We start from the raw sequence: 21,464 nt of genomic DNA on the forward strand, positions 1-21,464 counted from the left end.
GGCCATCTGAACCGAAAAGCACAGGCATAATGGCGTTCCGGTATTTGCCTAAGCCTCCCAGGGACTAGAGGACCAGTACGAGTATCCGGTTTTAAGAAATGCAGATCTGCGCTTACCGCAAGGTGATCTGCGTGACCGGCTGCGACGAGTCAGTAGCGAAATCCAGGCCCGACGGAGCCACACCATCAGCGACCAACTGTGCGCCGAGCGCCGCGACCATGCCGCCATTATCCGTGCAGAGGCTGAACGGCGGAACCACGAGTTCGATTCCCGCCGAGGTGCAACGCGCTGCCAGCAGTTCGCGCAAGCGGGTATTAGCTGCCACTCCCCCGCCCAAAAGCAAGGTCTTCAGGCCTTGTTCTTGCATGGCACGCACGGCCTTCGAGGTGATGACATCCACGACTGCTTCCTGGAAGGACGCAGCAATGTCGGCGACTGGGACTTCTTCGCCATTGGCCTCGAAGTGCTCTACGCAGCGGGCTACAGCAGTCTTGAGTCCCGAGAATGAGAAGTTGTTGCGGTGCTTGCCAGGATTCCCGGCGCTGCCGACGAACTTCGGCAAGGACAAGCCGCGAGGGAAGCGGAATGCCTTGCGGTCTCCATCTTTGGCCGCTTTGTCGATGGCTGGCCCGCCAGGATACCCCAGGCCCAGCAGACGAGCAGTCTTGTCATAGGCTTCGCCGGCCGCATCATCAATGGTCGAGCCCAGCAGTTGCACATCGTTGGTCAGCGAAGTGACTTTCAAGATTTCGGTATGCCCGCCCGAGACCAGCAAAGCTCCGAAGGTCGGTGGCAATACGGTTCCTTCGAGAACACCTACGCCTACATGGGCAACCAGGTGGTTGATGCCGTAGAGCGGTTTGCCGGTTGCCAGGGCCAAGGCTTTGGCCGCTGAAACGCCCACCATGAGCGCTCCAGCCAGGCCCGGACCACTGGTTACAGCGATGGCATCAATATCGTCAAGAGCCAGTTCGGCTGTGTCCAACGCGGACTGCAAGGTTGGCACGAATGCTTCCAAGTGCGCACGGGCCGCAATCTCGGGAATGACACCGCCAAAGCGCACGTGTTCATCCATGGAACTGGAGACAGCGTTGGCCAGAAGCTTGTTGCCGCGCACGATGCCTACGCCGGTTTCGTCGCAAGAGGACTCAATGCCTAGTACTACGGGTTCGTTGAATCTCATGCGTTGCGTTCTTCCTCTTGTCCGTGCTGTGCATCCAGCGGGAGTCTCATAATTAGTGCATCGACCCCGCCCTTGTAGTACCCCTTGCGGCGGTGGATAGTGGTGAATCCAAAGGATTCATACAGGCCAATGGCGGTGGGGTTGTCAAAGCGAACTTCGAGCATCACATCCAGTGCATTTTTCTCACCGGCCGTCTGGACAAGCAATGACAACAGCTTGCGGCCCAAGCCCCGGCCTTGGTAATCCGGGTGCAGGGCTATGGTCTGGACATCGGCTATCGGCAAGACCACGCAAAGCCCTGCATAGCCGACAACTCGACCAGCGTCTTCATAGACCCAGTAGGTGCGGGTATCGCGTTGCGCCAGCTCGGATTCGAAACCGGCAAGGGGCCATGCATCCTCGGGAAAAAGCTGCTGCTCAAGATCATGGACGGCTTGCAGATCATCTGGCTGCATGCGGCGCAGGAGAACCTCGTGCTGCTCGCTCACGCCTTGGCCTGCTTCATGAAGGCAGGAATCTGGGCATCGGATTCGCGCAGATACTGAGGCGAAGTATCTGAGAGGTCCTTGCCTCCAGCGAGGTCGCTCAATGCCCGGCGGGCCAGGAAGCCGGCGTCGGCAATCCATTCGAAGGACTCAGGCATTGGCTTGGCACCGGCTTCCTCAAGCTGCTCGGCGTAGATGCCGGCCCCGACACCGAAAACTGGCATCGCTGGAAGAGCTGACGCTGCTGAAACGTGCGGCCCTCCAACCATGGTTCCGGAATTGTCGTAGCGTGCCCAGTAGACTTCTTTGCGTCGTGCGTCCGAGGCGACAACGAATTCAGCAGGAACATCGCTGGACTCCAGCACCTGTTCGGCGAGCGCATGCAACGACATCACTCCGTGCACAGGCACTTGCCATACGAATCCGAAGGTACGCGCGGCCACCAAGCCAACGCGCAGGCCGGTGAAAGGACCCGGGCCAACGCCGACGATGATGCCCGCAAGGTCTTGGCCCTTCTGGCCGTGGGTGTCCAATAGCTCCTTGACGTATGCCGACAAGGTTTCGGTCTGGTCGTTTCCCTTGGAGGAAACACGCTTGTCGACAAGTAAACCGGTGGTTTCGTCAACTAGTGCCACCGATGCGTTGGCAGAGGTGTCGATTGCTAAGTAATTAGACATGTTTTTCTTCCGTGCGCTGTGCAGCAACCGCAGACAGCAATGAATCTTTCAGCTGGGCAAAGGCATCTTCGTCCCAGCGCGGGCCGATAGCTTTTAGGCTGAACAACCGCGGCTCATCCAGTTCCTCTTCAGCTTCTTCCCATGGATTGCCGACTGGTGCGGCCAGGGCTTCGCGATCCAGCTGGATTTCCAAGCGTGAATCGGTAAGGTGTTCGACCTTCCCCAAGCCCCATTCCACGACGGTAACTGAATCTGCCAGCGTGGATTCAAGATCCAGGGTGTCCACGTCATCATGGTCCTTGAGACGGTAGGCATCTACGTGGATCAGACCGGGTCCATCCCCAAGTGATGGGTGCTGGCGAGCCAGTACGAACGTCGGGGAGATGATTCCTTCACGGACGTTCAGTCCCACGCCCAGCGACTGGGTCAGCGTGGTCTTGCCAGCGCCAAGGGCACCGGTAAGGATGACGAGGTCGCCGGCTTTGAGCTGAGCACCCAAGGCTTCGCCCATTGCTTCGGTGACGGTGAGGTCATCGAGCTGGCGGGAGAACTCCGATACCGGGTTATTCACCGGCCTCACCCCAGCTGCCTTCAATGTAGTAGCGAGGTACACGTGGCGAGATGCGGGTTACCACTTCGTAGTTGATGGTGTTCGCTGCGTAAGCCCAGGTGTTGACCGACTGCCCGCCGTCACCGAAGATAATTGCTTCAGCTCCCAGGAATTCTTCTGGGTTGATATCTGATCCCAAATCGATGACGCACTGGTCCATGGCAATGCGACCACGTACTGGATAGGTGCGCCCATTGACAGTCACTGGAGCACCGGTTGCGATCCTTGGCAGTCCATCCGCATAACCCATGGGGATCAGGCCGAGGTAGGTTTCCCCTTCGGTCTTGTAATTCAGGCCATAGGAAACACCCTGCCCCGGGTGAACCTTCTTGACATTCGCAACCCGGGTCTTCACTGTCATGGCTGGGCGCAGCCCGAAACTCTCTGGCGATTCACCGTCAAACGGGCTAAGTCCATACAGGCCCAGACCCAGGCGCACCATTTCGTGATGTGAATCCGGTCGAGAAAGGATGCCAGGAGTGTTGGCGATATGACGCACTTCCAAATCGAAGCCAGCAGCTTCCACCAGTTCTATGGCCCTGTCGAAGACTTCCAGCTGCTCATCGGTTTCCGGGCGTTCAGGTTCATCTGCCACCGCCAGGTGGGAGAAGATGCCAACTACACGCAATAACCCTTCTTCCTGGAAATCGCTGGCGCGGTTCAGCAGATCCGGCAGGGCATCCATGGTGGAGCCATTGCGGCCAAGCCCGGTATCTACCTTGATATGGATCCGTGCCGGAGTCTGCACAGCACGAGCCGCGGCGGCAACGTATTCAAGTTCCCAGCCTGAAACACCGAGGTCAAGACCGGCGTCAATGGCGGCCTCGAACGGGGTGTTTTCGGTATGCAGCCAAGCCATCATGGGCGCATCGACTCCCGCGTCGCGCAGGGCGAGTGCTTCAGTGACATGGGCGCAACCTATCCACCGGGCTCCGCCTTCCAAGGCAGCCTTGGCTACCGGGATGGCACCGTGCCCGTACGCGTCAGCTTTGACGACGGCCATGACTGCAGCTGGGGCCACAACATCAGAAATCTGCTTGACGTTGTTGCGGATGGCCGACAGGTCAATGACTGCGCGGCGTTCAAAGCCGATCGCCTGTGCACTGCTGGTGCTGTTTGTCAGGTTGCTTTCTTCAAGCGCTTCAGAGTTCACCCATTCATCTTCGCACTTTTCTGAACCACTTGCCTTGTTCACCCATGCGCAGTTCGGCACATGATGCTGGTTAAAGCCGGAAGGAGCGGGTACGAACAACTTTGCTGTTCGAACCCGCTCCTTGAAGACGGATGTTTTATCGGGGGTTAGCGAAGAGTCTTCAGCTCATCGCGGATCTGGGCAAGCAGCTCCAGCTGTGGATCTACTTCTTCCTCAGGCTCTTCTGCACCTGCAGCACGGCGCGCTGCGATGCGCTCGTTCAGCTTGGTCATTGGCAGAACCAACGCGAAGTAAACGGCTGCGGCAATCAGCAGGAAGTTGACCAGCGCGGTCAGGAAGACGCCGAACTTGATCTCTACCCCGTTAATAGTGAGCAACAGGAAGTCGTCGAAGCTTGGTGAACCAACCAGGGCGGCAATCAACGGCATCAGCACATTGTCGACCAAGGCGGTAACTACGGCGCCGAAGGCAGCGCCGATAACAACGGCAACGGCCAAATCGACAACGTTGCCCTTCATAATAAAATCGCGGAAACCTTTTAGCATGGTTAGAGCATACACAGGAAAATCACAGCACGAATACGATTTTGTGGAGCGATTTCCAATAGTTCGGCAAATTCACAGAATTCGTTTGCTTAAAAATCAGCTGAAGAAGCCTAGATTTTCCGCAACAGCATTCGCCGCACCGAATGATCGGCTGATTTGCGCAGTACCAATTGCGCCCGTCCTCGCGTGGGCAAGACGTTCTCCTTGAGATTCGGTTCATTGATGCGCTTCCAAATGCCGTGCGCGGTTTCTCGCGCTTCCACATCGGTGAGCTGGGAATAGCGATGGAAGTAGCTCGCCGGGTCGGAGAAGGCTCCCGAGCGCAGGCGCATGAATCTTTTGATGTACCACTCTTCGATATCCGCCGTACGTGCATCGACATATACGGAGAAGTCGAAGAAATCGCTCAGCGCGAGTCCCACGGTTCCATCGGAACGAGTTCGCGCCGGCTGCAGCACGTTCAATCCCTCGACAATGAGCACCTGCGGCGAGCGGATTACATTGCGCTCCCCCGGGATGATGTCGTAGGTCAGGTGCGAATACACCGGGGCACTGACTTCTGGGGCACCAGACTTCACTGCCGAGACGAAGCGCAGCAATGCACGACGGTCATAGGATTCAGGGAAACCCTTGCGGTGCATGATGCCGCGGCGCTCAAGCTCCGCATTGGGGTACAGAAAACCGTCAGTGGTGATGAGCTGGACATCAGGAGTATGCGGCCAGCGGCGCAGCATTTCCTGCAATACACGAGCGGTCGTGGATTTTCCCACGGCAACGGATCCGGCGACGCCGATGACAAAAGGCGTCCGATTGGTCTGCTCACCCAGGAAGGTAGTAGTCGCCTGATGCGTTGCACCGGCTCCCTCCACGTACAGCGACAGCAGGCGGCTCAGTGGCAGGTAGACGTCGCGGACCTCCTGGAGGTCCAGCTGATCGCCGAGGCCGCGAAGACGTTCGATGTCGGAGTAGTTCAGCGGCTGTTCCATCTTGTTGGACAGTCGCGCCCATGTCTCTCGTTCAAGTTCAACAAACGGCGAGATGGATGATTCTAGTGTTCCGTGTGGTTCCACGAGGGTAAATTCTGCCAAGAATATGCTCCACATCCCAATTAACAAAATCAACAAGGCAATTAGTTTCGGTCAAATACGGCGGCCTGGTGAGCTAAGACATAGGTAATTTTGAGTGCTGTGCCACGATTATTCCCATCGATGGGGATTGAACCGGTAGGATTTTTCCCATGTGCGGAATTGTTGGATATGCAGGAACCTCGAGCCAGATCGCCGAGCACGGCGCCCTCGACGTTCTAATTGAAGGTTTGCGTCGTTTGGAATACCGAGGCTACGACTCGGCTGGAGTCGCGGTAGTTGCCGACGGCGCCATTCATTCTCGGAAGAAGGCCGGCAAGCTGGTCAACCTTGAAAATGAAATTGCCGAGTCCCCTTTGCCTCAGTCGATGACCGGCATTGGGCATACCCGTTGGGCAACCCACGGTGGACCGAGCGATCAGAACGCTCACCCTCACCTGGCCGATGGTGGCAAGCTTGCCATGATCCACAACGGAATTATTGAAAACTTCGCCGGCATCAAGGCCGGTTTGGCAGCCGAGGGCGTTGAATTCCTCTCGGATACCGATACCGAGGTTGCCGCAGCGCTGTTGGGCAAGCTCTACAGCACCGAGGCGGAGGGCGATTTGACCCGCGCCGTGCAGCTTGCTGTTCAGCAGCTGGAAGGTGCTTTCACCCTCTTGGCCGTTCACCAGGACCACCCAGGCGTTGTCGTCGCGGCCCGCCGCAATTCCCCTCTCGTTCTGGGCCTGGGCGAAGGCGAGAACTTCCTGGGTTCGGACGTCTCCGGCTTCATCGACTTCACCCGTCGCGCCGTCGAGCTGGGCCAGGACCAGATCGTTACCATCACCCCGGATACCCACTCCATCACCGATTTCGAAGGCAACCCTGCCGAAGGCAAGGAATTCACCGTTGACTGGGACGCAGCCAGCGCTGAAAAGGGCGGCTTCCCATCCTTCATGGAGAAGGAAATCTTCGACCAGCCAGCAGCTGTTGCCGATACCCTGCTGGGCCGCTCGGACGCCGATGGCCGTCTGACCCTGGACGAACTGCGAATCGCTCCGGAAGAGCTGGCTGCCATCTCCAAGATCGTGGTTCTTGCTTGCGGCACTTCGGCCTACGCCGGCTCCGTTGCCAAGTACGCGATCGAGTCCTGGTGCCGTATCCCGGTCGAGGTCGAGCTCTCCCACGAGTTCCGCTACCGCGAGCCAATCGTTGACGACAAGACCCTGATCGTTTCGATCTCCCAGTCCGGCGAAACCATGGACACCCTGATGGCCGTGCGTTACGCCAAGGAGCAGGGCGCCAAGACCATGTCGATCTGCAACACCAACGGATCGACCATCCCACGCGAGTCGGATGCAGTGCTGTACACCCACGCGGGTCCAGAAATCGCTGTGGCTTCCACCAAGGCATTCCTGGCGCAGATCACCGCGACCTACCTGCTGGGCCTGTACCTGGCGCAGTTGCGCGGCAACCTGTTCCAGGGCCAGATCAAGGACATCCTTGCCGACCTGGGCAAGATCCCTTCCAAGATCCAGGACATCCTGGACCGTGCGGACGAGATCAAGGATCTGGCACGCAACATGTCGGAAGCCAACTCCGTGCTGTTCCTGGGCCGCCACGTCGGCTACCCGGTGGCAATGGAAGGCGCCTTGAAGCTCAAGGAAATCGCCTACATCCACGCCGAAGGCTTCGCCGCCGGCGAGCTGAAGCACGGTCCTATCGCGCTGATCGACGACGGCCAGCCGGTGTTCGTGGTAGTGCCTTCCCCTCGTGGTCGCGACTCGCTGCACTCCAAGGTTGTCTCCAATATCCAGGAAGTCCGCGCCCGTGGCGCCAAGACCTTGGTTATTGCCGAAGACGGCGATTCCGCCGTCAAGGACTTCTCCGAGTGGGTCTTCTACGTACCAGAAACCCCAACCCTGCTGATGCCGCTGCTGGCCACCGTGCCACTGCAGATCTTCGCTTGCGAGCTGGCATCCGCGAAGGGCTTCGATGTTGACCAGCCGCGTAACCTGGCCAAGTCTGTGACCGTGGAGTAATCCACCCAGCATGAATCATTGCGGGCATTCCCTTTCGGGAGTGCCCGCAATTTTTTTGCCTTGCAGGCACTGGATAAACTGATAGGCATGATTGCAGGTATTGGAGTGGACATCGTTGATGTGCCACGTTTCGGTCGTCAGCTCGAGAAGACTCCACGGTTGCGCGACCGGCTCTTCACCGAAGAAGAACGGGACCTGCCCCTGCGTTCTCTTGCAGCCCGTTTCGCAGCCAAGGAAGCAATCGCCAAAGCACTGGGCGCTCCTGCCGGGATGAACTGGCAGGACTGCACCATCCGCAAGGACGAAGCCGGTGATCCCCAGATTCACAACACCGGCTCAGTGGCCGCAGCCAGCGAGCTGCGCGGCATCAAATCCTGGCACCTGACCATGTCCCACGATGGCGACATGGCGATCGCAATGGTGGTTGCCGAACGTTGAGCACCAACGCCACGACGAAGGAATAACGACACGTATCTCATTAAATAGGGCATCGCACAGAAGCCTTGAGTATTGTTTGTCTTATGATTCCTGTCTACAGTGTTGCGCAAATTCGTGCGGTTGAAGCCCAGGAGAAATCCAAGCGAGGCGAGACCAGCTTAATGAAGCAAGCCGCCGCCCATTTGGCTTCAACGGCTGTCGCCATGCTGGCCGAAGGACACAGCACCGAACCGGCGTTCGTGGTCGCACTGATCGGCCCGGGCAACAACGGTGGCGATGGCTTGTATGCGCTGGCAGAGCTTCAGCAGCAGAAGATTTCCACGCTGGCTCTGCAATGCCACGAGCAGATTAACGCAGAGGCTGCTGCAGCGTACCAAGCCGCCGGCGGCACCATACTGGATCTGTCAGATGGCGACGGAGAACTGGCGAATGCCTCGCTCGTTATCGACGCCATCTATGGTCTTGGATATCGAGCCGGTTCCGACGTCCCATCGGTTCCGGCTGGCGTACGGGTTCTGGCTTGCGATGTTCCCTCAGGGTTGGACCCTGAAACCGGCGTTGCGCAGGACTCGGTTCTCCGAGCTGAACGCACGGTGACCTTCGGCGCCATGAAGGCCGGCCTGCTGTCCGTGGATGGACCGCTGGTTACCGGCGAGATCACCGTGGCTGATCTGGAATTCGACTTTTCTTCCGTCCAGCCCGGCACCCAGCTAGTGGACGAGCAGGCTGCCCGCGAGCTGCTGGACCAGCACCGCTCCTGGCGGGATGCCGGACGCCACAAATACCAGCGTGGAGTCCTTGGCCTCATCGCCGGTTCCGACCTGTATCCCGGAGCTGCCCAGCTGACTGCCAAGGCCGCCGTGGCTTGCGGAGTCGGGCTGCTCCGCACCCACGTACCCGATTCCATCCAGCCGCTTATGGCAGTCTCCGTGCCGGAGTCCGTGCCGTTGGATGATGAGCAGATCAAGGAAGCGCTGTCATTCTCGCGCCGCCAGATCCACGGCAAGAGCGCCAAGATCAAGGCTTGGGCTATTGGACCGGGCTTGGACGGACGCACTCCCCCGACTGGTGCCATCGCTGATGTCTTCGCCAGCCCCCAGCCTGCTGTCATCGACGCATCCGGCCTGGATGTGGTTCCTGCCGGGCCCAGCGAGCAGCCCCGCGTGCTGACGCCCCACGCCAAGGAATTGCGCATGTTGCTTGGCCGCGCGGGTGTGAAGATCACTCCTGATGAGCTTTCCCAGGACCCGATTCGCTGGACCCGTTGGGCCGCCCTGGCTTACAACGCCGTAGTCCTGCTCAAGGGCCCCACCAGCTACATTGTTGCGCCTAATGGCGACAGCCTGATGGTGAGCCACTCAGCACCGGAACTGGCCACTGCGGGCAGCGGAGATGTCTTGACCGGCATCCTCGGCTACATGCTCTCCGACAGCTCGCTGACGGGCACCGAAGGCCTGCGAACCGTGCCCAACCGCCGCATGATGGAGTTGACTGCGTGCGCTGCTTACATCCACGGCCATCTGGGCCGGGTGACCGCCGCGGACGGCACCGTGAATGCTTCTCGCCTGATCGATAATCTTCCCAAGGTCATGAAGCAGTTCGGCTTCTAGGTTTCGGATCCCTAGAGCCCGCCAGATACTTTGAGGATGCTGCCGGTGGTGTAGGCGGCTTCGCTGGACAGCAGCCAGGCCACCGCACCGGCCACCTCTTCCGGCATGCCTGCCCGGCGCATCGGGATCGTCTCGGCGACGAGCGCAGGCCGCTGCGGGTCCCTATGGAATTCTGTCCACAGTGTTCCGGGGCTCACCGCATTCACTCTGATGCCGTCCATGGCCAGTTCCTTGGACAGTCCCACTGTCAACGCTTCCACGCCTGCCTTGGCTGCAGCGTAGTGCACGTAGGTGAAGGGGCTGCCGGATTCTGCCGCCACCGAGGAGATGTTCACGATGGCTCCGCCGCCGTGTGCATGGAACAACGGCAGCGCATGCTTGATGCAAGCGATGGGGCCGAGCAAGTTGGTATTCAGATCCGCGCCAATATCCGCCAGCTGGTTGTCAGCCAATTTTCCGATTGCCGTTGCCGCTCCCGCGTTGTTCACCAGGCCTTCGAGGGCTCCGAAGTCCTTGACCCGGGCGAAGAATCCAGCGACTGATTCTTCGTTGGCGCAGTCAATCTGCAGCACGTGGCATGTAGCCCCGAGTTCACGGGCTTGAGTGGCCACCGCTTGGGCTGACGCTTCATCCTGCCGATAACCGAGTATCAGGTTGCGACTGGTGGCTAGGCGCAGCGCAATGGCAGCGCCTAATCCACGTCCGCCGCCAGTGACCACTGTGAATGCCATGCTCCTCGCTTCCCTAAGCAGAGGCGGCCGGCTTGGCCTGTACCGGAATCGAGGTGGTTGCCGGAGCCATGTTGCCCAGCTCGAAGTACTCTCCCGGGCCGGTGATGGTCCAGCCTTGCTTCCGCCATTCTGGGCGGTCGAGGACATTGCGACCGTCGATTAGCTGCTTGCTTGCCACCACGTCGGCAAGGTCGGACGGGTTCATTTCCCGGAACTCGTTCCATTCGGTCAGCACCAAGGTCAAATCTGCCTTCTGCGCGGCTTCCTTGCAGGAGTCCACATAATTCAAGCGCGGGAAGCGCCGGGCGGCGTTGGCGTTGCCTTCTGGGTCGTAGACCGAGACTTCAGCGCCTTCGTTGTACAGGCGTACGGCGATATCCAGGGCTGGAGAGTCGCGCACGTCGTCGCTGTCCGGCTTGAAGGTCACGCCGAGTACGCACACTTGCTTGCCTGCCAGCTCGTTGCCGAGCATGTGCGAGGCGAGCGAGACCACGCGGTCGCGGCGGCGCAGGTTGATCTGGTCGACTTCTGCCAAGAAGCCCATGGTCTGGCTCAACCCAAGCTCGCTGACCCGGGCTTGGAGCGCGCGGATGTCCTTCGGCAGGCATCCACCGCCAAACCCCACCCCGGCGTTCAGGAAGCGGCGTCCAATGCGCTTATCGTGCCCAATAGCGTCGGCGAGGACCTTGATGTCGCCACCCACGGTCTCCGTGACTTCGGCAAAAGCATTGATGAAGGAAATCTTGGTAGCCAGGAAGGCGTTGGCCGCGACCTTGACCAGTTCCGCTGTTTCCAGATCCGTGGCGATCTCCGGCGTGTCCAAGGCGAGGATCGGAGCATAGACTTTGCGCAGCAGTTCCAGGCCTCGCCCATCCTGCAATCCATAGACCAGCCGGTCGGGGCGCAGGGTGTCCTGGACAGCAAAACCCTCACGCAGGAATTCTGGATTCCAGGCCAGCGCTATGTCGCTTCCCTGCTTGGCAGATTGGGCAATCTTCTCGCTCAGCCGTCGTGCGGTGCCTACCGGGACGGTGGACTTGCCGACAATCAGCGCTTCGCCGGTGATGTGCTCCAGCAGGGAGTCCACGGAACCATCGACGTAGGACATGTCTGCGGACTGCGAATCAGCACGCTGCGGCGTTCCCACGGTGATGAAGTGGATATCCGCGCCGGCAGCGACTTCTGCGTAGCTGTCGGTGAACCGCAGGTGCCCGGAGGCCACGTGCTTGCGCAGCAGCTCGGGCAGGCCCGGCTCGTGGAAAGGCAGAACACCAGCGGCCAAGGCTTCGAGCTTGGCCGTGTCCACGTCCAGTCCAATGACTTCATAGCCCAGTTCAGCCATGCAGGCGGCATGGGTTGCACCGAGGTAGCCGGTGCCGATCACGCTGATGCGTAGAGTCACGAAAGTCCTTCTCTCCGAGAACGCGAACCCAGATCGGTTCCTACTAGTTAGCATGCCACACCCCCGCAACGTGTTCCGGCATGGAACGCGCTGCGGGGGTGTGAGTTTTCTTGATATTTACGTAGTGGTTGCTGGGCAGTTGCAGAGCCTAGAGGGACAGGTGCTCCTTGACCGACTCAGCCAGGGTTTCAGCTTCTGTCTGGGCCTGGTCGTGGGTAGCCGCCTCGACCATGACGCGGACTACAGGTTCGGTCCCCGATGGGCGCAAGAGCACTCGACCGGTGGTGCCCAAGCGGGCCTCGGCGGCGGCAACAGCGTCCTGCAGCGGATCGCAGTCCGGAACTCCGGCCTTGTCGACGCCGCGTACATTGATCAGGACCTGCGGCAGGACTGTCAGCACAGCAGCAAGTTCCTTCAAGGTCTTGCCGGTAGCCTTCACACGAGCCGCGATCATCAGGCCGGTCAGGACACCGTCGCCGGTGGTGGCGTGCTTGGAGAAGATCACGTGGCCGGACTGCTCGCCGCCCAGGGAGAAGTCGCCTTCACGCATGCCTTCGAGCACGTAGCGGTCACCCACGCCGGTCTGCTTGACGGTGATGCCTGCAGCTTCCATGGCCAGGGTCAGGCCGAGATTGCTCATCACGGTGGCAACGAGGGTGTTGTCCTTCAGCTCGCCGCGGTCCTTCATGTCCAGTGCCATGATGGCCATGATCTGGTCGCCGTCAACGATCGTGCCTTCATGGTCAACGGCCAGGCAGCGGTCGGCGTCGCCGTCGTGGGCGATGCCCAAGTCCGCTCCGTGCTCCAGCACAGCGGCCTGCAGCTTCTCCAGATGGGTGGAGCCGTAGCCGTCATTGATGTTGATGCCATCCGGATCTGCGCCGATGACGATGGTTTCGGCGCCGGCAGCCTTGAAGACCTCCGGGGAGCATCCCGAAGCAGCGCCGTGGGCGCAGTCCAGGACTACCTTCAAGCCCTCGAGCCGGTTAGGCAGTGCCTGCAGCAGGTGCATGATGTAGCGGTCTTCAGCGTCGGCGAAACGCGAGACACGTCCTACTTCGCCGCCTGTTGGGCGTGGCTTTGGCATCTTCAAGCAGGCTTCGATGGCGTCTTCCAACGCATCGTCCAGCTTCTTGCCGCCACGGGCCAAGAACTTAATACCGTTATCCGGAGCCGCGTTGTGCGAGGCGGAAATCATGACGCCGAAGTCAGCGTTCAAGTCCCCTACCAGGAATGCCGCCGCGGGAGTGGGCAGCGTGCCGGCATCCATCACGTCGACGCCGGAGGCAGCCAGGCCGGCCTCGATTGCGGCGGACAGGAAGTCACCGCTGATGCGCGGATCCTTGGCAACCACTGCGACTGGCTTGTAGCCGTCCTCTGGTTGGCTCAAGCCCAGCACCACGGATGCCGCCTGCGCCAGTTCCAGCGCGAGCTCGGGAGTTAACAGTTCGTTTGCTTTTCCTCGGACCCCATCGGTCCCAAATAACCTTGCCATCGCATTCAATCATATGCCCTCTGCATTGATTTAAATGGCTCAAAGCCTCGGAATAACAGTGATATGAGAAAAGTTTAATAGCATTTTGCGTTCCTCGGCGTTAAATGCCCAAGGGCCCTGGCATCCTTTGCAGGATGACAGGGCCCTTGGAAAGACCTTGAAGTAAGGTTTAGCGCTTCGAGAACTGCGAAGCCTTGCGTGCCTTCTTCAGACCAGCCTTCTTGCGCTCGATGACGCGTGCGTCGCGGGTCAGGTAACCGGCCTTCTTCAGGGTGGCGCGGTTCGCGTCGCGGTCGATCTCGTTCAGGGCGCGGGCGATGCCCAGGCGCAGTGCGCCAGCCTGACCGGAGATGCCGCCGCCGTTGATGCGTGCGATAACGTCGTATGCGCCTTCCAGACCCAGAACCTTGAATGGTTCGTTAACATCCTGCTGGTGCAGCTTGTTTGGGAAGAAGTTGTCCAGCTCGCGACCGTTTACGGTCCACTTGCCGGAGCCTGGTACCAGGCGAACGCGGGCGATAGCCTGCTTGCGACGGCCAACAGCAGCACCTGGCACGGTCAGTGGAGCGCGCTCGGTGTCAGCAACAACAGTCGAAGCTGCGGTCTCGGTAGTGTAGGTCGAAGGGGTCTCACCCTCGAATTCAGTGGTTTCTTCAGCGTTCTGAGCCACGATAATCTCCTATTAAGTATTTCTTCTCGGGGCCAGGACTACTGAGCGACCTGGGTGATTTCCAGTGCCTTCGGCGACTGAGCAGCGTGTGGGTGCTCTGCGCCGCGGTATACCTTCAGCTTCGACAGCTGGGCATCCGAAAGCTTGTTCTTAGGCAGCATGCCCTTGATAGCCTTCTCAACAGCCAGTACTGGGTTCTTTTCCAGCAGGTCTGCGTAGTTGATGCTCTTCAGGCCACCTGGGAAACCGGAGTGGCGGTAAGCGCGCTTGTTCAGCAGCTTCTTACCGGTCAGTGCAACCTTGTCTGCATTGATGATGATGACATGGTCGCCCATGTCCATGTGTGCAGCATAGGTTGGCTTGTGCTTGCCGCGCAGCAGGGTTGCGGCCTGGACGGCGAGACGGCCGAGCACTACGTCGGTGGCGTCAATGACATACCACTGACGAGTCTGGTCAGCCGGCTTTGGGGTGTACGTACGCACAGTAATTGCCTTACGTTGATTCGTTTCTGGTCAAACAGTCGCTTGGCTGAAGGCGGTGAGATCCCCCAGTGACAGGCACTGTCGTGTTGTTCTTGTGTTTAGACCAGTACGTCAGGTGAGGACTGATGATAACCGGCCGTCCATATGCTGTTCGCACACCCAGCAGACCAGCGACTATGCAACTAAGCCGTCACGCTTGGGCGTGTAGTGTCGAACGTGGACATACACAACTCATAAAAGTTTAGCGGATTAAAGTGTTTCCGGCCAAAAAAGGATGTATGCCGTGAGCAACAACACCCTTAAGATTCCGGGGCTCAACGCCAATCAGCCTTCCGAGCGGGCCGTATCTACTTCATCATCGGTGCGCAGCGCGCGGGTCCTAAGTGCCCGCTCTGCCAGCTCTCCCGCTTCCGGATAATAGACCTCTTCGAGAACCAGCGCCCGCGGGTGCGAAAGCTTGGTCTTCGAGTCACGGACCATCTGCTCCAGCCGCTGGGCCAAGAAGCCCGGCTGCTCACGCCCGTCCCCCACCATCATTGCGGCGCCAATCAGCGCACGGACCATATTGTGGCAGAAAGCATCGGCCTTCAGGTGCGCCAGCACCAGGCCGTCGGCACCGCGGGTGAAGGAGAATTCCTGCAAGGTGCGAATGGTCGTGGCGTGCGGACGAGGCTTGCAGTAGGACAAGAAGTCATGGCGGCCCAGCACGCTTTGCGCCTCGCGATTCATGGCCTCGACATCGAGCTCTTCGCGGTGCCATGCGGTCAGGTGTCGGGTCAGCGGATCCCAGCGCTGCTGGCCATCGGCGATCCGGTAGGAATAGCGGCGGGCCAGCGCCGAGAACCGGGCGTCGAAGCCTTCTGGAGCACGCTCGGCTTCATGGACCCACACGGCACCCTCTTGGCGGCCAAGAATGCCATTGATGCGGCGTACGAGCGCTGGGCCGGGAGCCAGGGGCGCCTTGCGCGGCAGGCCCGCGTATTCGTCATCGGTCAGGTCGAAATGCACCACCTGGTGGCGCGCATGCACGCCTGCGTCGGTGCGGCCGGCGACAACTACTCGCACACGGCGACGGACCAGCATTTCCAATGCTTCCTCAACCAGCTGCTGCACGCCTAGGACATTGGGCTGGCGTGCCCAACCGCTGTAGGCGGCGCCGTCGTATCCGAGGACCATGCGCATCCGGAGCCACGCTGGTGCGGCAGTGGCCCCCAATGCGTTGGTGCCCATGGGATCGATGCTCTCTGGCTGGATACTCATGCATTCAATTATGCGTAAGGACCTGCGCAACCGTCGAATCAATGGCCGCCTTCCGGCCGGTTATCCACAGGCACAAAAACGCGGGACTCCCGCGGAGGTAGCCTGTGTGCATCCAACGTCCTGCCGCTTAGGCGGCAAGGCCATCATCATCGTTCTAAGGACTTCCCATGCGAAGGACTACCGCAAGCATCATTGCAGCATCAACCGCCTTTGGGTTTTGCTTGAGTGGCTGCAGTTCCGGCCAGCTGAACACCGAGCAGTCATGCGACCTGCTTCATGAATTGGCTATCGATCAATCGATCGGGGACAAGTGGGGGCTGGCATATATGGGCGCTATTGAGCAAGACACGCAACCTGTCGTAGATGTCATGGAAGCCACCATCGGCATCTACCAAGAAGTTTCCGAGCAGACCAGCAATGGGAAACTGCGCACTGCATTGGACTCAGAAATCAGCAGGTTCCAAGACTTCGTCGACCTCATTGAGGGCCGCGCTTTCGATGATCCAACGTTCGGGGCAGACCTTGAAGCGGCCGCGGTCGATCTGACAGATCAATATTCGGACTATGTGGATCAGACCTGCCCAATTTCCTGTGAGGAATCCGGCACGGTCGAACCGTAAATACGTTTCGTCCGCAGACCCAAGCACGTCACACACCGCCTGCAGTAAATCCTGACTATAGAATAATCAAGTAGTCATCAATGGCTACCCTGCTAGACCAGCGGTTCATCATCTAAGGATCTCCATGCTGAAAAAGTTCGCGGCACCTGCCGCTGCGCTCGCGCTCGCTTCACTCATGCTCACTGGTTGCGGTGCTGGAAAAATGTCCACCGAGGACACCTGCTCCTTTATCAATGACCAGGTAGTCCAGCGCGATCTGCAAAAGAAGGCGGATGATTCCAGCGCAAAGCTCATGGTGGGCGAAACTTCGGCATACGTCGAGGTCATGCATGAGTTCAATGCCATTTTGGGTGAAGCCGCTGAAAATACCAAGGACAGCAAGCTTGCCACGTCCTTGAACGCAGCTGCCGGGCAGAACAAGGAAATGGCAGACTTGTTGGCTGAAGCAGACGGCACCAATATGATGGAGATTTCGCAAAAAGTCGCCGAGCTCGACACTGCCGAAGCCTCAGAGGCTACTGAATACCTGAATACGGCATGCCCGGACATGGATTCGTTCAGCTAGGAAATTCCACGTTGCGGATGCTCGAGACCCGCCATCTGACAGGCACGCGCTCCGGCATGCATCACTGAACAGGCTTAAACAAAAGATTCCCGTTGGTTCCTTGCGGATCCAACGGGACTCTTTTTGCCCTTGCAGGCGAGGGAGCTTCAGCTCGAAGAAGCTTAGGCCTCTTCGGTCTCAGCAGCCTTCTCGGCAGCCTGGGTGGCTTCCTTGACGACAGCCTGCTTCGGCGAAACTGGCTCCATCACGAGCTCGATAACAGCCATAGGAGCGTTGTCGCCCTTGCGGTTGCCGATCTTGGTGATGCGGGTGTAGCCACCCTCGCGGTTTGCCATTGCTGGTGCGATGTTCTCGAACAGTTCGTGAACGATCGACTTGTTGGTGCGCGAACGCGAAGCGATGACGGCCTGGACGCGGCGACGCGAAGCCAGGTCTCCGCGCTTTGCGAAGGTGATCAGGCGCTCTGCGTGTGGACGCAGACGCTTGGCACGGGTCAGGGTGGTGGTGATCTTCTTGTTCTCGAAGAGCTGTGCCGACATGTTAGCGAAAATCAATCGCTCATGTGCTGCACTGCCGCCGAGACGCGGACCCTTGGTAGGGGTAGGCATGGTAGTTCTCCTAGATGAATAACCCGTACTGGACGAATCTGTCGTCCAGTCGGATGAAGTAGTGTGTCGCTAGACGCGGGTCTTACAGACCTTCGTCGTATTCGTCGCCATCGTCGATGGCGCTACGAGCGGCCAGATCGAAGCCTGGAGGGGAATCCTTCAGGGCCAGACCCAGTTCAACCAGCTTGGCCTTGACTTCGTCAATGGACTTTGCACCGAAGTTGCGGATGTCCATCAAGTCGGCCTCGGAGCGGGTAACGAGTTCACCCACGGAGTGGATGCCCTCACGCTTCAAGCAGTTGTACGAACGAACGGTGAGTTCCAGATCCTCGATCGGCAGCGCCATGTCAGCAGCCATGGCTGCATCGGTTGGCGATGGACCGATTTCGATACCTTCAGCCTGAGTGTTCAGTTCGCGGAACAAACCGAACAGCTCAACCAGGGTGGTACCTGCGGATGCAACTGCATCGCGCGGGGTGATCGATTCCTTGGTCTCCACGTCAACGATCAGGCGATCGAAGTCGGTGCGCTGCTCAACACGGGTTGCTTCCACGCGGAAGGTCACCTTCAAAACTGGGGAGTAGATCGAATCAACTGGGATTCGGCCAATCTCGCCATCGATGTTCTTGTTCTGAGCGGCAGACACGTAGCCACGGCCGCGCTCAATGGTCAGTTCCATGTCGAACTTGCCATTGGCGTTGAGGGTGGCGATGTGCAGATCAGGGTTGTGGAACTCCACACCTGCTGGAGGGGTGATGTCCGCTGCAGTAACGATGCCCGGGCCCTGCTTGCGCAGGTAGGCAACGACTGGCTCGTCGTGCTCGGAAGATACCGACAGGTTCTTGATGTTCAAGACCAGTTCGGTGACGTCTTCCTTGACACCGGCTACGGTGGTGAACTCGTGCAGTACACCGTCAATTCGAATGCTGGTGACGGAAGCACCAGGAATCGAAGAGAGCAGGGTACGGCGGAGCGAGTTACCAAGGGTGTAGCCAAAGCCTGGCTCCAGTGGTTCGATAACGAACCGGGAGCGGTTTTCGGCAACTACTTCTTCGGTCAGGGTTGGGCGCTGCGTAATGAGCACTTACATTTCCTTTCAGCGAGCGTCCGCTATATGACGCCTCACGGGGGTGGAAACGACGGTAGCCTGAGGTGGCCGTTCGTCTTTTGCAGGCTAATAAGTCCAAGATAGTCACCGGAGCACCCACGAGTGAATGCTTCGGTGACTTCTTAGGCTAAGCCTAGCGAATCAATTAGACGCGGCGACGCTTCGATGGGCGGCAACCGTTGTGAGCGCTTGGGGAAACATCCTGGATGGATCCAACCTCAAGGCCAGCAGCCTGCAGCGAACGGATCGCGGTTTCGCGTCCCGAGCCTGGGCCCTTGACGAAAACGTCAACCTTGCGCATGCCGTGCTCCTGAGCGCGCTTTGCAGCGGACTCGGCAGCCATCTGGGCAGCGTATGGGGTCGACTTGCGCGAACCCTTCATGCCTACCTCGCCGGCCGAAGCCCACGAGATCACAGCGCCAGTCGGATCGGTGATCGATACGATGGTGTTGTTGAAGGTGCTCTTGATATGCGCCTGTCCCTGCGCAATATTCTTTTTGTCCTTGCGACGCGGCTTACGTACCGCTCCACGAGTCTTTGGGGGCATTTCTTCTCCTACGAAAAAAGTATTTGAACTAGATCGCTAAGATTTAGCGAGTCTTCTTCTTACCGGCGACGGTACGCTTCGGGCCCTTGCGGGTACGTGCGTTGGTCTTGGTGCGCTGACCGCGGACCGGCAGGCCCTTACGGTGACGAATACCTTCGTAGGATCCGATCTCTACCTTGCGGCGAATGTCGGCCTGAACCTCGCGGCGCAGGTCACCTTCTACCTTGTAGGTGCCTTCGACGAAGTCGCGCAGCTGCACGAGCTGGTCATCGGTGAGATCCTTGACGCGAGTGTCCGGGTTGATACCGGTCGCTGCGATGGTCTCTTCTGCACGGGTCTTGCCCACGCCGTAGATGTAAGTCAGCGCGATGATTACGCGCTTCTCGCGTGGAATATCCACGCCTGCTAAACGAGCCAAGTGGCTACCTTTCAACGAACGGAGGTCTGGAGCAGCATCTTCCGTGATTGCTCACGGCCCCGGCCTCCGAATCCGGGGGTGCACCAGAACTTCCGTCCTGGCTGATACTGCCTAATTGACTACGCGTGGGAATCCCGTAAGAACGGAATTAGCCCTGACGCTGCTTGTGGCGTGGGTTCTCGCAGATCACCATGACCACGCCGTTACGACGGATCACCTTGCACTTGTCGCAGATCGGCTTCACGCTAGGGTTAACCTTCAAGGCTTTGTCCTTTTGCGGTTGCAGTTAAATGTGGAGCAGTAAATAGCTTCGCCCAAGAACAATCATCCAGCGGTTGTTGCGCATGACTGCGCTTTGGCCTGCTGGGAATGTCTTGGGTTGTGCAGATTTACTTGTAGCGGTAGACGATGCGACCTCGGTTGAGGTCGTATGGGCTCATTTCAACCTGCACTCGGTCCTCTGGGAGGATTCGAATGTAGTGCTGACGCATCTTACCCGAGATAGTGGCGAGCACTACGTGTCCATTTGGCAGCTCCACGCGGAACATCGCGTTCGGCAGTGCCTCCGAGACGGTGCCCTCTACCTGGATGACGCCTTCCTTCTTGCCCATTTTCCCCGCTAACTTTTTTTGTTGGCAATTTCCACCAACAAGTAATTGGTTCCGGCTCTTGATCCCTGTACCGAAAACCTAAGGGTTTTAGGCGCAATTAAATCAAGAACCAACAAACAACGATACGGCATTAGTTCTCGCAGTGCCAATCGTTCACTGATATTAAAAATGTTAGATCCAGCACGCCACAACGCGGTGGCGTACTGGATCCCTTGGATTCTGGGTTGGCGTTAGCCCTGGATCGGCGATGGTGTCACGCCGAATGGAGCCAGGCCCGCCGCTCCCCCGTCGTGCGCGGTCAATACCCAGATGCCGCCCATGTGGAAGGCTATGGTGTGCTCCCACTGCGAGGCGTTGGACTTGTCGTTGGTGACTACCGTCCAGTCATCTTCCAGCACGGAGGTCTCGATGCCGCCGCGTACGAGCATTGGCTCAATGGCCAAGCACATACCTGGCTTGATCCGTGGGCCGCGGTGTCCGGAGTTGTAGTTCAGCACGTCCGGTGCCATGTGCATCTGCGAGCCGATGCCGTGGCCGCAGTAGTCTTCGAGGATGCCAAGCTCGTCGCCTGGCTGGCTGGTGACGTAGTCATCGATGGCCTGCCCGATCTGGCCGACGAAACGTGCGTTGGCTGCGGCAGCAATGCCGGCCCACATGGCCTGCTCGGTGATATCGCTCAGGCGCTGGTCGGCCGGGTCGATGTTTTCCCCGACCAGGACGGTGCGGGCCGAGTCGGCGTGCCAGCCCTCCACGACGGCGCCGCCATCGATCTTCAGCACGTCGCCGTCCTTCAGCTCGTAGTCGGACGGGAAGCCGTGGACTACCTCATGGTTGACCGACGCGCAGATGTTGGCTGGGAAACCGTGGTAGCCGAGAAAGTTGCTGGTTGCGTTGTGGCGTTCCAGCACCTTGCCGAAAACCTCGTTGATAGCTTCGGTCCGCACGCCCGGGCGGGCCATCGCGACAGCTTCGTCCAGTGCTTCAGCCAGAACCAACCCGGCCTTGCGCATTTTCAAGATCTCGGAGTTGGACTTGTACTCGATTTTCGGCTGTCCTAATGCCAATGTGATTCCCCTGCCTTAAAGTGTGATGTCCCGCCCTGTGCCGTTGCCGGCATCTGCAAGGTCCATCAATGCA

At 59.1% G+C, this 21,464-nt stretch carries 24 protein-coding genes and 1 pseudogene; 5 read left to right on the forward strand and 20 right to left on the reverse strand.

Features of this window, described 5'->3' with window-relative positions; genetic code table 11:
* Window positions 1-112 precede the first annotated feature (112 nt).
* From tsaD to coaA, 7 genes are all read right to left on the reverse strand, one after another.
* The gene (tsaD, locus tag ATK23_RS08220) at window positions 113-1,183 is read right to left on the reverse strand and encodes a tRNA (adenosine(37)-N6)-threonylcarbamoyltransferase complex transferase subunit TsaD (protein WP_066140683.1); all 1,071 of its coding nucleotides are present in this window, start codon (window positions 1,181-1,183) and stop codon (window positions 113-115) included.
* Entirely contained in the window at window positions 1,180-1,671 is a 492-nt protein-coding gene (gene rimI, locus ATK23_RS08225; RefSeq protein ID WP_038992160.1) for a ribosomal protein S18-alanine N-acetyltransferase, read from the reverse strand. The genes tsaD and rimI overlap by 4 nt, the downstream gene beginning before the upstream one ends.
* Window positions 1,668-2,345, reverse strand: coding sequence for a tRNA (adenosine(37)-N6)-threonylcarbamoyltransferase complex dimerization subunit type 1 TsaB (gene tsaB, locus ATK23_RS08230; protein WP_038992161.1), 678 nt, complete (start codon window positions 2,343-2,345; stop codon window positions 1,668-1,670). The genes rimI and tsaB overlap by 4 nt, the downstream gene beginning before the upstream one ends.
* Entirely contained in the window at window positions 2,338-2,916 is a 579-nt protein-coding gene (tsaE, locus tag ATK23_RS08235; protein WP_066140686.1) for a tRNA (adenosine(37)-N6)-threonylcarbamoyltransferase complex ATPase subunit type 1 TsaE, read from the reverse strand. Before tsaE ends, tsaB begins: the two co-directional genes overlap by 8 nt.
* Window positions 2,909-4,108, reverse strand: coding sequence for an alanine racemase (alr, locus tag ATK23_RS08240; protein ID WP_083515550.1), 1,200 nt, complete (start codon window positions 4,106-4,108; stop codon window positions 2,909-2,911). Before alr ends, tsaE begins: the two co-directional genes overlap by 8 nt.
* 146 nt (window positions 4,109-4,254) lie before the next feature.
* Window positions 4,255-4,653 (reverse strand): large conductance mechanosensitive channel protein MscL, encoded by a 399-nt coding sequence (gene mscL, locus ATK23_RS08245; RefSeq protein WP_038992164.1) that lies wholly within the window; start codon window positions 4,651-4,653, stop codon window positions 4,255-4,257.
* Between the two features lie 110 nt (window positions 4,654-4,763).
* The gene (gene coaA, locus ATK23_RS08250) at window positions 4,764-5,723 is read right to left on the reverse strand and encodes a type I pantothenate kinase (protein ID WP_038992165.1); all 960 of its coding nucleotides are present in this window, start codon (window positions 5,721-5,723) and stop codon (window positions 4,764-4,766) included.
* 167 nt (window positions 5,724-5,890) lie between these two features.
* Here coaA and glmS point away from each other — a divergent pair, with 167 nt between their 5' ends.
* The 3 genes from glmS (at window position 5,891) to ATK23_RS08265 (ending at window position 9,810) form a co-directional block, all read left to right on the forward strand.
* Window positions 5,891-7,762, forward strand: coding sequence for a glutamine--fructose-6-phosphate transaminase (isomerizing) (gene glmS / locus ATK23_RS08255; protein ID WP_066140691.1), 1,872 nt, complete (start codon window positions 5,891-5,893; stop codon window positions 7,760-7,762).
* Window positions 7,763-7,849: 87 nt separating this feature from the next.
* A complete protein-coding gene (locus ATK23_RS08260; protein WP_066140694.1) occupies window positions 7,850-8,200 on the forward strand; it encodes a holo-ACP synthase in 351 nt (116 codons plus the stop codon).
* 161 nt (window positions 8,201-8,361) lie between these two features.
* Complete coding sequence (locus ATK23_RS08265) at window positions 8,362-9,810, forward strand: NAD(P)H-hydrate dehydratase (RefSeq protein ID WP_167550501.1); 1,449 nt, start codon at window positions 8,362-8,364, stop codon at window positions 9,808-9,810.
* Window positions 9,811-9,821: 11 nt separating this feature from the next.
* On the opposite strand, the gene ATK23_RS08270 is transcribed toward ATK23_RS08265, so the two are convergent.
* The 6 genes from ATK23_RS08270 to truA all read right to left on the reverse strand — a co-directional run bounded on the left by ATK23_RS08270 (window position 9,822) and on the right by truA (window position 15,850).
* Window positions 9,822-10,541: an SDR family NAD(P)-dependent oxidoreductase gene (locus tag ATK23_RS08270; RefSeq protein WP_066140702.1), complete on the reverse strand. Its 720-nt coding sequence runs from the start codon at window positions 10,539-10,541 to the stop codon at window positions 9,822-9,824.
* 13 nt (window positions 10,542-10,554) lie between these two features.
* Window positions 10,555-11,943, reverse strand: coding sequence for a UDP-glucose dehydrogenase family protein (locus ATK23_RS08275; protein ID WP_066140708.1), 1,389 nt, complete (start codon window positions 11,941-11,943; stop codon window positions 10,555-10,557).
* Window positions 11,944-12,091: 148 nt separating this feature from the next.
* On the reverse strand, window positions 12,092-13,438 hold the full coding sequence (gene glmM, locus ATK23_RS08280) for a phosphoglucosamine mutase (RefSeq protein ID WP_066140711.1): 1,347 nt from the start codon (window positions 13,436-13,438) through the stop codon (window positions 12,092-12,094).
* 169 nt (window positions 13,439-13,607) lie between these two features.
* A complete protein-coding gene (rpsI, locus tag ATK23_RS08285; RefSeq protein ID WP_052253868.1) occupies window positions 13,608-14,108 on the reverse strand; it encodes a 30S ribosomal protein S9 in 501 nt (166 codons plus the stop codon).
* Window positions 14,109-14,146: 38 nt separating this feature from the next.
* Window positions 14,147-14,590, reverse strand: coding sequence for a 50S ribosomal protein L13 (gene rplM, locus ATK23_RS08290; RefSeq protein WP_038992172.1), 444 nt, complete (start codon window positions 14,588-14,590; stop codon window positions 14,147-14,149).
* Window positions 14,591-14,914: 324 nt separating this feature from the next.
* Window positions 14,915-15,850, reverse strand: coding sequence for a tRNA pseudouridine(38-40) synthase TruA (truA, locus tag ATK23_RS08295; RefSeq protein WP_083515551.1), 936 nt, complete (start codon window positions 15,848-15,850; stop codon window positions 14,915-14,917).
* Between the two features lie 167 nt (window positions 15,851-16,017).
* Here truA and ATK23_RS08300 point away from each other — a divergent pair, with 167 nt between their 5' ends.
* Both ATK23_RS08300 and ATK23_RS08305 read left to right on the forward strand, forming a co-directional pair.
* Window positions 16,018-16,470 (forward strand): hypothetical protein, encoded by a 453-nt coding sequence (locus ATK23_RS08300; protein WP_157066372.1) that lies wholly within the window; start codon window positions 16,018-16,020, stop codon window positions 16,468-16,470.
* A gap of 124 nt (window positions 16,471-16,594) precedes the next feature.
* The gene (locus ATK23_RS08305) at window positions 16,595-17,035 is read left to right on the forward strand and encodes a hypothetical protein (RefSeq protein WP_143180986.1); all 441 of its coding nucleotides are present in this window, start codon (window positions 16,595-16,597) and stop codon (window positions 17,033-17,035) included.
* Window positions 17,036-17,202: 167 nt separating this feature from the next.
* Here the strand turns inward: ATK23_RS08305 and rplQ are convergent.
* The 7 genes and pseudogenes from rplQ to map all read right to left on the reverse strand — a co-directional run.
* Window positions 17,203-17,643, reverse strand: a pseudogene (rplQ, locus tag ATK23_RS08310) (50S ribosomal protein L17); the annotation flags it as partial.
* Window positions 17,644-17,725: 82 nt separating this feature from the next.
* Window positions 17,726-18,727, reverse strand: a complete 1,002-nt coding sequence (locus ATK23_RS08315; RefSeq protein WP_038992178.1) for a DNA-directed RNA polymerase subunit alpha — start codon at window positions 18,725-18,727, stop codon at window positions 17,726-17,728.
* Window positions 18,728-18,896: 169 nt separating this feature from the next.
* On the reverse strand, window positions 18,897-19,298 hold the full coding sequence (gene rpsK / locus ATK23_RS08320) for a 30S ribosomal protein S11 (RefSeq protein WP_038992179.1): 402 nt from the start codon (window positions 19,296-19,298) through the stop codon (window positions 18,897-18,899).
* Window positions 19,299-19,341: 43 nt separating this feature from the next.
* Window positions 19,342-19,716: a 30S ribosomal protein S13 gene (gene rpsM / locus ATK23_RS08325; RefSeq protein ID WP_022874115.1), complete on the reverse strand. Its 375-nt coding sequence runs from the start codon at window positions 19,714-19,716 to the stop codon at window positions 19,342-19,344.
* A gap of 148 nt (window positions 19,717-19,864) precedes the next feature.
* Complete coding sequence (rpmJ, locus tag ATK23_RS08330) at window positions 19,865-19,978, reverse strand: 50S ribosomal protein L36 (protein WP_013349661.1); 114 nt, start codon at window positions 19,976-19,978, stop codon at window positions 19,865-19,867.
* Window positions 19,979-20,105: 127 nt separating this feature from the next.
* Entirely contained in the window at window positions 20,106-20,327 is a 222-nt protein-coding gene (gene infA / locus ATK23_RS08335) for a translation initiation factor IF-1 (RefSeq protein WP_013349662.1), read from the reverse strand.
* 230 nt (window positions 20,328-20,557) lie between these two features.
* Window positions 20,558-21,391 (reverse strand): type I methionyl aminopeptidase, encoded by an 834-nt coding sequence (gene map / locus ATK23_RS08340; protein WP_066140719.1) that lies wholly within the window; start codon window positions 21,389-21,391, stop codon window positions 20,558-20,560.
* Window positions 21,392-21,464: the final 73 nt, after the last annotated feature.

This window comes from Glutamicibacter nicotianae, assembly GCF_002797775.1.
In the GTDB taxonomy this organism is placed as follows: Bacteria; Actinomycetota; Actinomycetes; order Actinomycetales; family Micrococcaceae; genus Glutamicibacter; species Glutamicibacter nicotianae.

What these genes read in the sequence shown, in the direction of transcription:
- glmS (WP_066140691.1), top strand. Translation starts at nt 5,891, where the DNA reads ATGTGCGGAATTGTTGGATATGCAGGAACCTCGAGCCAGATCGCCGAG.
- ATK23_RS08300 (WP_157066372.1), top strand. Translation starts at nt 16,018, where the DNA reads ATGCGAAGGACTACCGCAAGCATCATTGCAGCATCAACCGCCTTTGGG.
- tsaD (WP_066140683.1), bottom strand. Translation starts at nt 1,183, where the DNA reads ATGAGATTCAACGAACCCGTAGTACTAGGCATTGAGTCCTCTTGCGAC.
- glmM (WP_066140711.1), bottom strand. Translation starts at nt 13,438, where the DNA reads ATGGCAAGGTTATTTGGGACCGATGGGGTCCGAGGAAAAGCAAACGAA.
- infA (WP_013349662.1), bottom strand. Translation starts at nt 20,327, where the DNA reads ATGGGCAAGAAGGAAGGCGTCATCCAGGTAGAGGGCACCGTCTCGGAG.
- mscL (WP_038992164.1), bottom strand. Translation starts at nt 4,653, where the DNA reads ATGCTAAAAGGTTTCCGCGATTTTATTATGAAGGGCAACGTTGTCGAT.
- ATK23_RS08270 (WP_066140702.1), bottom strand. Translation starts at nt 10,541, where the DNA reads ATGGCATTCACAGTGGTCACTGGCGGCGGACGTGGATTAGGCGCTGCC.
- ATK23_RS08265 (WP_167550501.1), top strand. Translation starts at nt 8,362, where the DNA reads ATGAAGCAAGCCGCCGCCCATTTGGCTTCAACGGCTGTCGCCATGCTG.
- truA (WP_083515551.1), bottom strand. Translation starts at nt 15,850, where the DNA reads ATGAGTATCCAGCCAGAGAGCATCGATCCCATGGGCACCAACGCATTG.
- tsaB (WP_038992161.1), bottom strand. Translation starts at nt 2,345, where the DNA reads ATGTCTAATTACTTAGCAATCGACACCTCTGCCAACGCATCGGTGGCA.
- ATK23_RS08260 (WP_066140694.1), top strand. Translation starts at nt 7,850, where the DNA reads ATGATTGCAGGTATTGGAGTGGACATCGTTGATGTGCCACGTTTCGGT.
- ATK23_RS08305 (WP_143180986.1), top strand. Translation starts at nt 16,595, where the DNA reads ATGCTGAAAAAGTTCGCGGCACCTGCCGCTGCGCTCGCGCTCGCTTCA.
- rpsK (WP_038992179.1), bottom strand. Translation starts at nt 19,298, where the DNA reads ATGCCCCCAAAGACTCGTGGAGCGGTACGTAAGCCGCGTCGCAAGGAC.